The organism is Microcystis aeruginosa LEGE 91341, assembly GCF_015206885.1.
Taxonomy (GTDB): Bacteria; Cyanobacteriota; Cyanobacteriia; order Cyanobacteriales; family Microcystaceae; genus Microcystis; species Microcystis aeruginosa_H.
The window spans coordinates 1-8276 of the sequence record NZ_JADEXY010000164.1; the positions used below are offsets into that span (position 1 = coordinate 1).

General features: G+C 41.5%; 8 protein-coding genes and 1 pseudogene. 4 read left to right on the forward strand and 5 right to left on the reverse strand.

Annotated features, from left to right (window positions below):
• Positions 1 to 226: 226 nt before the first annotated feature.
• A complete protein-coding gene (locus IQ234_RS18540) occupies positions 227 to 652 on the forward strand; it encodes a photosystem I reaction center subunit II PsaD (protein ID WP_002740397.1) in 426 nt (141 codons plus the stop codon).
• A gap of 413 nt (positions 653 to 1065) precedes the next feature.
• Positions 1066 to 2586, forward strand: coding sequence for an anthranilate synthase component I (trpE, locus tag IQ234_RS18545; protein WP_193958160.1), 1521 nt, complete (start codon positions 1066 to 1068; stop codon positions 2584 to 2586).
• A gap of 112 nt (positions 2587 to 2698) precedes the next feature.
• Here trpE and IQ234_RS18550 read toward each other — a convergent pair whose 3' ends face one another.
• Positions 2699 to 3469, reverse strand: a complete 771-nt coding sequence (locus IQ234_RS18550) for a PulJ/GspJ family protein (protein WP_193958164.1) — start codon at positions 3467 to 3469, stop codon at positions 2699 to 2701.
• 421 nt (positions 3470 to 3890) lie between these two features.
• Between IQ234_RS18550 and gloA the strand changes: the two genes are divergently transcribed.
• Positions 3891 to 4301 (forward strand): lactoylglutathione lyase, encoded by a 411-nt coding sequence (gene gloA, locus IQ234_RS18555; protein WP_193958161.1) that lies wholly within the window; start codon positions 3891 to 3893, stop codon positions 4299 to 4301.
• A gap of 21 nt (positions 4302 to 4322) precedes the next feature.
• On the forward strand, positions 4323 to 4796 hold the full coding sequence (locus IQ234_RS18560) for a CYTH domain-containing protein (protein ID WP_193958162.1): 474 nt from the start codon (positions 4323 to 4325) through the stop codon (positions 4794 to 4796).
• Positions 4797 to 4814: 18 nt separating this feature from the next.
• Here IQ234_RS18560 and nusB read toward each other — a convergent pair whose 3' ends face one another.
• From nusB to IQ234_RS22025, 4 genes and pseudogenes are all read right to left on the reverse strand, one after another.
• Positions 4815 to 5468 (reverse strand): transcription antitermination factor NusB, encoded by a 654-nt coding sequence (nusB, locus tag IQ234_RS18565; RefSeq protein ID WP_002789075.1) that lies wholly within the window; start codon positions 5466 to 5468, stop codon positions 4815 to 4817.
• A gap of 137 nt (positions 5469 to 5605) precedes the next feature.
• On the reverse strand, positions 5606 to 7069 hold the full coding sequence (locus IQ234_RS18570) for a DNA phosphorothioation system restriction enzyme (RefSeq protein WP_193958163.1): 1464 nt from the start codon (positions 7067 to 7069) through the stop codon (positions 5606 to 5608).
• 257 nt (positions 7070 to 7326) lie between these two features.
• Complete coding sequence (gene hemJ, locus IQ234_RS18575; protein WP_002739167.1) at positions 7327 to 7914, reverse strand: protoporphyrinogen oxidase HemJ; 588 nt, start codon at positions 7912 to 7914, stop codon at positions 7327 to 7329.
• A gap of 119 nt (positions 7915 to 8033) precedes the next feature.
• Positions 8034 to 8227, reverse strand: a pseudogene (locus tag IQ234_RS22025) (hypothetical protein).
• Between the last annotated feature and the right edge of the window lie 49 nt (positions 8228 to 8276).

Here is an 8276-nt window from a genome sequence, read left to right on the forward strand (position 1 = left end):
CTCTCCCTTTCTTTTTTTTTTTTTTTGTATAGGCACACCCCGAAAATTACACTTGGCCTGTCGTTGGCAACGTTAGATGGTTTATAGAAAACGGGTAAATCCTAGTTCTATAGTTTAGTACAAAATAATGTTACAGTTCTTGACAAGACTACTAGAGAGGGGGGGTGTCAGTGATAGGATTCCCTAAAACCCCTTTTCTTTATTTGTGTAGAGAGAACAAAATCCTATGACAGAACTTTCTGGAAAAGCTCCTAAGTTCGGTGGCAGCACGGGCGGTTTACTCGCCAAAGCCGATCTGGAAGAAAAGTACGCCATCACCTGGACAAGCAGCAAAGAACAAGTCTTTGAAATGCCCACCGGTGGTGCCGCTATCATGAACGAAGGCGAAAATCTCCTCTATTTGGCCCGCAAAGAACACGCGCTCGCTCTTGGTACCCAATTCCGGACGAAATTTAAGCCCAAAATCGAAGATTACAAAATCTATCGGATTTACCCCAGTGGTGAAGTGCAGTATCTCCACCCCGCTGATGGTGTCTTCCCCGAAAAAGTTAACGCTGGTCGTGAATTTTTCGGCAAAAAAGACCGCAATATCGGCAAAAACCCCGAACCAGCGACAATTAAGTTCTCTGGTGTCACTCCCTACGAAGCATAAATAATCCCTAAAATCGAGAGTGGGGAGTTAGATTTAGAAGCTATTTAGCCCCAAGATTTAACTTCCGACTCTCGATTTCTCTGATCGCAATCGCAATCAATTGCTAGTTAGGGTTTGCTGAAAAAGTTTTTCCTGGGGTTAGGAGTTAGGAGTCAGTAGCCTGTCGTCAGGAGATTGCTTTTATTTATTCTCCTAAGTAGCTGGTTATAATTAAATTAAAAATGGATTTTAGCTTCGATCCCCCCTTAATCCCCCCTTGATAAGGGGGGTGCCGATCCCCCCTTAATCCCCCCTTGATAAGGGGGGTATCTGACAACTTTTAACACCTACCTACTTATCTCCCCTGATCCCCACTCCTTCATAATTCATAATTCATAATTCATAATTCCTTCCGTTTCCTGAACCATCAAAATATGATCTTCCCCGACTTCGATCGCTTTCGTGAACTCGCTGGCCAAGGTAACTTTATTCCTGTCTATCAAGAATGGGTCGCTGACCTAGAAACGCCGGTTTCGGCCTGGTATAAAATTTGTGCCGATCAAGCCTACAATTTTTTATTAGAGTCGGTGGAAGGGGGCGAAACCTTGGGACGCTACAGCTTTTTAGGCGGCGATCCCGTCTGGGTATTGGAAGCACGGGGAAACACCACCACCCAAACTTTTCGCGATGGTTCTCAAGAGATTTTTTCGGGGGATCCTTTCGAGATTTTAACCCAATGTTTAGCCCCAATTGTGCCGGTTAAATTGGCGCAATTACCCGCCGGAATAGGGGGTTTATTTGGTTTTTGGGGTTATGAATTAATTAATTGGATTGAACCGCGAGTGCCTATTTATCCCGCTACCGATGCCGATCTACCGGATGGTATTTGGATGCAGGTGGATAATCTGATTATTTTCGATCAAGTTAAACGGAAAATCTGGGTGATCGCTTATGCCGATATTCGGGGTAAAAATCCCGATTTAGCAGCCGCTTATCAAGCAGCCTGCGATCGAGTGACGCAATTAGTTCTCAAGTTACGATTACCCCTACCAACTAATGCCAAAACCCTAGAATTATTACCAGTTGGTCAGGGAAAAGAATTAGTCTATGAAAGCAATACAACTCAGGAAAAATTCTGTCAAAATGTCCTAAAAGCCAAGGATTATATCAAAGCAGGGGATATTTTTCAGGTGGTTATTTCCCAGCGTTTAAATGCCAATTATCATGGTCATCCCTTCGATTTATATCGTTCCTTGCGTCTGATTAATCCTTCTCCCTACATGGCTTTTTATAACTTTAAGGATTGGCAAATTATTGGCTCTAGTCCTGAAGTGATGGTTAAGGCAGAACGGGACGAATTAGGTAAAATAAAGGCTACGGTCAGACCAATTGCTGGAACCCGTCGCCGGGGACAAAACTTCGGTGAAGATCAAGCTTTAGCAACGGATTTACTGCAAGATCCCAAAGAAATTGCCGAGCATATTATGTTAGTGGATTTGGGGAGAAATGATCTAGGTCGGGTGTGCGATCGAGGTACGGTCAAAGTGGATGAATTAATGATCATTGAACGTTATTCCCACGTTATGCACATTGTTAGTAATGTGGTGGGGGATTTAGCCACCAATAAAAGTGCTTGGGATTTATTAAAAGCCTGTTTTCCGGCGGGAACTGTCAGTGGGGCCCCGAAAATTCGCGCTATGGAAATTATTCATGAATTAGAACCCTGTCGTCGTGGTCCCTATTCAGGGGTTTATGGTTACTACGATTTTGAGGGACAGTTAAATAGTGCCATCACGATTCGCACTATGATTGTTCGTCCCCAGGGTAATCAAAATTATCTGGTTTCTGTGCAAGCGGGAGCGGGGTTAGTAGCCGATTCTGAGCCGGAGAAAGAGTATGAAGAAACCCTCAACAAAGCGAGGGGTTTATTGGAGGCAATTCGCTGTTTAAGTTAGATTTTTTAGACCGGGATCATCCTTCTCTATTTAACCTCATTAGCAGAAACGATCGGAGCCTTGAATAACTTCATGGGTTGGTACTCTCTGGGGGGGGTACGAGGAAAAATATTTAATCGGTAGCTCTAGGAGAAACTCTGGTGCTGACAGAGTATTTAACTTTATCCCTATTTCCATTAGTCACAGTAGTCATCTCTACCTCAGCGTTGGCATTCAAAATCACTTGACCACCACCGTTGCGAACACAGGCAAAAAAACCGTCCACATCGCCAGGATCCGCGGCGATGAGTTCAAAACCCTCATGGTCATCACAAAAATTGGGGTTATTAGCAGTCGATGCTAACATATCGGTGACGGGGGAATGTTGCCAAGTAGAAACATCTGCGGGGGTTTTGTAGTTGCCATCTTCGTCCAAGTCTGGACCATAGCGCCACAAGACTCGCGGACCGGTCAAGCTATTTTCAGGGCCTTTGGTATAGTAAACGATCTGTTCATTGAGCGGAGCCTGACCGGGATTGTTGGGGTCGGGAATTTGGAAAGCAAGAACTGCTCGCGCTCCTGTGGGTACTTGAGTACTCGTGATCGCAGTTTCAGAATCAGCGATAGTTTTTGCCCGTCTCACTTCATCTGAAACAAACTCTAGAGTACGATTAAGATTATTTTGGATTTCAGTACCAGCATTAGCTCGATAGTTACTTCTGAGCAGGTTAGTTACGGCATCTCCTGCCACCGAGATGACAATCAGCATCATCGCACTTGCCAGTAAAACTTCTGTAATCGTGAAACCTGCTTGTCGAAATGGTTGGTGAGTTTGTCGAACCAAAAGGGAGGATTTTTTCCGTAAACCGCCTAGGTGATTGATGTACCCTAAATAAAAACGCATAGCTTTAACCCGTGCCAATTTCTCTGTTCTGTACTCCCCTAAATATTTGGTATTTATTGCAGTCACAGAGGTTTGATTCAACTATCGGTCAGTCAAGTTAAAAGGTGTTTTTCGGAAACCACTGAAAACTTACTACCACCTACTACCTTCAAAATTACCCTAGAAAACTCCCGATCAAAAATTTCTTGACCTAACTAACTTCACCACTAACCACATCATAGCCTAAAAAAATCCTATAGATAGTAATTGAAATATGGCCAGAAAGATGATTTTGGTTACAGCTATTAATCGCTTTTGGGAGTGGGTGAGTTTTTGTACATTTGTATTGGTGGAATGGTTGACCCTCAAGGAGATAAGAAAGCCCAAGGACTGGTTACAATCAAGGATGAGTAATTTTTCGATCGATGTCATCTAAATAATCATGCGTCTCTTACATACTATGCTCCGGGTCAATAACTTGCAGGAATCTCTACAATTTTACTGCGATGTGCTAGGAATGAAGTTATTGCGCCAGAAAGACTATCCCAATGGTCAATTTACTCTCGCTTTTGTCGGTTATGGCGATGAGGCTAATCATGCTGTCATCGAACTGACCTATAATTGGGGAGTCGATCACTACGAAGTCGGCAATGCTTACGGTCATATTGCCCTAGGCGTGGATGATATCTATAGCACCTGTGAGAAAATTCAATCTCTTGGTGGCAATGTCACCCGGGAACCGGGGCCGATGAAACACGGTTCTACGGTGATTGCTTTTGTGGAAGATCCTAATGGCTACAAGATCGAGTTAATTCAACTAGGAACCCAAGGCACTGCCGTGGCTACGGCTTAAATTTATTGTCGTCAAAAGCTTATGTCTGTTGAAATTGAACGGAAGTTTCTGGTTAAAGGGGATTCTTGGCGATCGCTTGCGACTGGCAAGTTGTATCGTCAGGGATATATTCCTACCCAAGATGGATTGACAACCGTGCGAGTTCGTGTGGTTGGAGAGCGGGGTTATTTAACCATTAAAGGCAAGACTGAGGGTATTAGTCGCCAAGAATTCGAGTATGCAATTCCCCTAGAAGATGCGGTGCTCATGTTAGAAAACCTCTGTAAAAAACCTTTAATTGAAAAGATTCGTCATCGCATTTCTCTGGATAATTTAACTTGGGAAGTTGATGAATTTTTGGGAGATAATCAAGGTTTGATTATGGCTGAAATTGAGTTAGAACAAGAGGATCAAGTCATTACTATTCCTGATTGGATCGGCGAAGAAGTCACGGGAGATGAGCGATACTACAATAGCAATTTACAGAAATTTCCCTATAAAATGTGGTCATTGTAGTATTAATTTACTCCCAGTTTAACTCTGGGTAGATACGGCTTTTTCTGCTTCGTTTAGCTTATTTGTTACCCGTCGGAGAACGCCATTAATAAAGCGATAACCTTCATCATCAGAATAACGTTTGGCTAATTCGATCGCCTCATTAATTGCTACTTTTTGAGGTATATCGAGATAGAGCATTTCTGCCACGGCAATTTGCAGGATATCCCGATCAATTCTTGGTAAACGATGCAGTTGCCAATCCACTAGAGCGCTGGTTAATTCCTGTTCAATTTCCGCACGACGACGATAGACTGTACCGATTAATTCTAGGGCATATTCCCGCACTTCGTACTGACTAGATAACTGGACAATTTCGGGAAAATCTATCACGGTTCCTAAACGATTAATGGCATTATGGGTAAGAGAAATTGCCTCTTTTACCATAGTTTGGGCGCTTTTTAGATTTGTTGCCTTAGTATCACTAGCGAGAATCCGTTCATTACCACGACTAATTTCGGCAGCAGCGGTTTCTAGGGTTTCTTGAATTTCTAGGGTTAAGGTTCTAACTGCGACTAAAATTAAATCGTTTAAAGTTTGCTGTTCCAGGTTTTCAGGATTACCTTTAATCTGACTTAAACTCAAAAGGGCAAGTTCTCGAGCAATGCGACGGGGTTGTTGACGGGGAGGCATAGAAATTTAGAAGGAGAGGAAAGAAAATTATACAACTTTATTGATCGCTATCTGGTTTGGTTAATTTTTCTCGGCGATCAATTTTTGACTAACTTCTATCTTAGCATAAAAGCCGCCAAGATTTAACTTTTCAAGTTTTAATTAGACAAAAGACAATATCTATCTTGAATCTCCCCTAATTTAGTCTCAGCTTCTTGAGCATTAATAGCTAATTGAGCAAACTCTAGAAAGCGTTTTAATTCCTTGCGTAATAAATTCCTTTCTACTTCCCAGGTTTCTCGATCTAAGGTGGGTGGCATAACGATCATATCAAATAAAGTCGCCTGTTTTTTATCGGGATGGGGGCGCAATATTCGCCCGCGACGCTGAATAAATTGGCGAGGATTACCACTACTAGCCAGAATAACTGCGTTTTGAATTGATGGCAGATCTACTCCCTCATCTAAACATCTAATTGCCACTAATCCTTGCAGATAACCCTCCTCAAATTGTTGGCGAATTTTTTCTCGTTCTTCTAGGGAAGTTTCTGCGGTGTAGGTAGCAACTCGATAACCTAATTGATTGCCCAATAAATGAGTAACAGCCTCTACCTGACGACGATAATTAGCCGTATAATTTTCTACATAACCATCCCCACAATAAAATAAAGTATGATCCGTATCTAAACGCTCTTGCATCAGTTGTTGTAAAGCCTGTAATTTATTACTCGCTGAACCAATTAATCGCGATCTTTGCATTAGCAGTGCTGTTAAATTTTCATTGCCATTTAAATTACTATTTTTCTGCAAAGTCCAGCCAATTTTCTGGGTCAATTTTGCGTATAATAAAGCCTCATTATCGGTTAATTCAACCAAAACTGGATGATAAAAATAATTGACTAAAGCACCTTTACTAATAGCATCAGCTAGGGTAAATTCTGGTTGTAGAATTTGTCCAAAATAATCAAGAATAGCGTCGGTTCCTTCCTCATCAAAATATCTTTCAGGAGTGGCAGATAAAGCCAATCTTAGACCTAAAGAACGGGGTAATAATTCTTCTAATCGGGGGGAACCTAAATTATGGGCTTCATCACCAACGATTAAAGTTTTATCGGGAAAAAATTTGATTTGTGATTGAAACCCCTCGCTAATAAAAGTTGAGTTAGTAGTTAAAACGGTGACAAATTTTTGATTACCCGCTTGCACATTATATAATTCTGTGGCTAGTTGACTTTGCCATGTATGGACACTTTCGTAGGCTAAAATCGGTTTAAGATTAAATTTTTCCGCTTCTCGTTGCCATTGATTAACTAGGTGACGATAGGGACAAATTACTAATAATACTTGCAGTTCTATCGCTTCGTAAAGTTCCAGGGCAATAGCTAAAGCAGTAATAGTTTTACCGCTGCCAGTGGCCATTTTTAAAGTTCCTCGTCCCCGATTACGAAACCAACTGATAATCGCTGTATTTTGGTAGTCTCTCAATTCTAAATTGGAAGGAATCCTAGGAATACCGGAGGGATTGACTCGATAGAATCCTCGCAATTCAGCAACTTGCTTGATTTTGCGGGAACCCAGAAAATCCCTAGTTATTTTTTCCCAATCTATCCAGCAACTATTCATAGGACCTCTTGTAAAAATCAAAAATTGTTGTTAGGGTTAGGAGTCGGTCGTCAGGAGATTGTTTTTATTTATAGCGTTTCCTGTTCGCAAGGGGTTTATAAATAGTTTTGGTATAAGTTTAAAAATAGCAGAAAGTCAAAAACCTAAAAACTAAAGGTTGCTACCTATACAATGGGGATGGACTAAAAAGACCATCCCACAGCTATCAAACCACTCTTAACTGTTATCCTAGAAACCTAGGGAATGATTAGGATAATTTACCTGGTCGCTACTTCTTCTTTTTGGGGAGTATTTTGCCGAAGTTTTTCCTGATCTTGGCGACGTTTTTTAGCGTAGAGTTGGATTGTCACTGCCATTAATACCACTAAAGCTACAATTAACCAAGTGGTCAAATCGAGGGGTAATTGATTCTTAAATACAGCCAAAAGGACAATAACTACCAATAACAGGGTTGGTGCTTCATTTAAGGCCCGAAATTGCTGTCCCGTCCAATTACATTCTCCTTTTTCTAGCTTCTTCATGATGCGACCACAGTAGAAATGATAGAGCAGTAAAAGAGCTACAAAGGATAATTTAATATGTAACCATCCCGATTTTAAAATTTCTGGTTCTGTGGAGATTAAACCGATCGCCATGGCCACGGTGACAATCATCCCCGGTGTGGTGATGATATTGTAGAGTCGCTTCTCCATGATCTCGTATTGTGCTTTCAGAATAGCTTGTGCGGGTTCCGTTTGTGTTGCTGCCTCCGCATGATAGACAAACAAACGTACTAAATAAAATAGTCCCGCAAACCAAACAACTACCCCAATCAGGTGAAATGCTTTAAACCAATAGTAAGCCATAGTCTATATTGTGATGTGAGTCCCGAATTAATTAGTCTAAGAGTTATCCATGCTTTCCCAGACTATCCCTATACAAAAGTTTAGACGGAAAATAGGTGTTGGGGAGCAGGAATTATGAATTATGAATTATGAATTATGAAATTATGGCTCTTCGTTACTTGGTATGGTTCTATAGGGGGCATAAATCGACTAAATCCTTATCTGGCAAAAGATTTAATTGATCAGTTCGCTCTAGATCAAAAATAATTGACAAAAATCGCTAAATGCTTTTCTATATAAGGGTTCCATCCCTTATAGCCCCCGTCCATTGCATAACACAAACCGAAGAGCCTGAATTATGAAGTGGGGGGTGGGGAGAAGGG